The 2,053-nt window shown below is 41.1% G+C and carries 1 pseudogene; it reads right to left on the reverse strand.

Annotated elements, in window-relative coordinates:
* Positions 1-32: 32 nt before the first annotated feature.
* A pseudogene (locus Q0296_RS11055) lies at positions 33-2,053 on the reverse strand (hypothetical protein); the annotation flags it as partial.

The raw sequence follows: 2,053 nt of genomic DNA on the forward strand, positions 1-2,053 counted from the left end.
AAGCTTTTCTAAATTTATATTTGAGCCAAAGATCAGGCTAGATCCACAACATGTACGTCTTTTTCTATCTCGATAAAGAATGTTTGTCCGCCGTGTGAGCCTTTATAGACTTGATTTACCGCGTGACCATCCGCGCCTACTGTTACTTTGTTGTACTCATCTCCGATGACACTATGTTTTGCATTTAGCGTTGTTACTTCGCTATCCGTTGCTTTGGTAAATGTCGTGCCAAGGCCTTTTAGAGCGACTATGTCTTCGCTGTCGCCAAATATCTTTAGCACGGTGTTGATGTTTTCCGTGCCAGCCTTGCCTGTTATCTTTGTAACTCTTGAGTCGACTATGTCAAGAACACTTTTGCCGTCTAGTCCTATGGAGACCGCTTGGTCGCTCGTGCCTAGCTGTATGCGCTCAAAGCTTTCTACCTTTTTATCAAGATCACTAACCTTGCTAAGATCGATATCATCAACAAATATGAGCGTATCTATGCCACCCTTGCCGTCCATTGGCTTGCCATTATAGACAAAGGCATCATTTAGGTTGCTTCCAACAGTTTCTGTTGAGTCGTGTCTTAGCTGAACGATGCTATTAAAGTCATTTGTATCATCTCCGAAGTATTTGCCGTTTTTCTCAAGAATTTTGTGAAATTTATTTGTTTCTTGGTCTATAAAGCCATTTTGTTCCAGTGCTTTTACATAGTTATCACTAAAAAGGTGTGTTCCACTACCAGCGGAGCCTATTATCTTATAGTTAGCGTCGCTCTCTCCAGCTTTTTTGATAGCTACATCTAAATTTACGTTTTCATTGTCATCAACATATTGGATGTTTATTTTATGAAAGCCTTTTTCTAGGGTAAAATTTTTACTTTTGTTTGGATCACTACCCCATGAATTGTTTTTAAAACCTTGACCTGCTATATCTATGCTAAATGCAGACTCATACTGGCTGGCTTTTATGGTGTATGTGCCTGTCTCTTTTATATATATCCAGCCCTGCATTCTCATTATGAGGTCGGTTCCTACTGGTTCGGCCTCTAGTAACATGTAGTTTCCAGTGCGATTTACATTATATTTTGTGCCATTGTGGTCGGTGTCGCTTGCGTTTGGTGAGTGGCCGACCCTTGCCATATCTTTCATGTTTAGCTCACCCGGTCTTGGTCTTGTTTCTGCTAGTTGCCAGTCTTTGCCTGATCTAAATGTTACTTCATTGAAAGTTGTAGTGGCACTTACATTTGTCCAGTCTGCCCAGTGGTTATAGTGATTTTTTACGTGAAGTCCCCAGCCACCATTATAAGTAGGAACATCTCCTGGTTTTATCAAACTTTTGTCTCTGCAGTAGACATTAAAGTTATTATTCGCACAATCATAAAACCACATATCCACGTCAAGTCCGCTATTTGAGATCATAGCGACGGTTTGGACCGACATATTGCCAGCGTCGTCTGTTCGTGTTACGATGAAGTTTTTGCTACCGCTGGTTAGGGTGGTAAGAAATTCTCCTTCATATTTAAGATCAGTTAGTGGCAAAATTTGCTTAGATGAGTTGTTGACATCGACGACGTCTACTTTTATGGATGTTTTGTCGTCAGGTCTGCTTGGATCTTCTGCTTCTCCGCTAAAGATCACTTTGTAGCTTTGCCCTGAGCCAGACTTTGAGCCACCAAAAGATGGCTCTTTTAGCTTGTCTGGAGTAGCGTCTAGATCGACTGTGATGGTTAAATTTTCACTTCGTCTTTCTACACCATTTTTATCTACATATGTGGCGTCTATGACGTGGTGCGTCCTATCTAGCTTTACGCCAGCTGCTTCAAAGTCAGCTACTACGACATTATCTTTGATATTTGCGTAAAAGCTACTTTTTACAACGCCAGCTTCGTCTTTTACCTCAATGAGTACTTTACCGCCGTCGCCACCAGTAGTTATGTCTGTGTCTTTTTGCCCGATACCAAATTTGATCTTTGGTTGCTCGTCGTTTGTAAGAGCGATCTTGTAGTTTATGCGTTCGGTAAATGTCTCATCAAATTTACTTGTTGAGATGATGTGCTCGAAGTCTTTTT

Source organism: uncultured Campylobacter sp. (assembly GCF_937890585.1).
GTDB lineage: Bacteria > Campylobacterota > Campylobacteria > Campylobacterales > Campylobacteraceae > Campylobacter_A.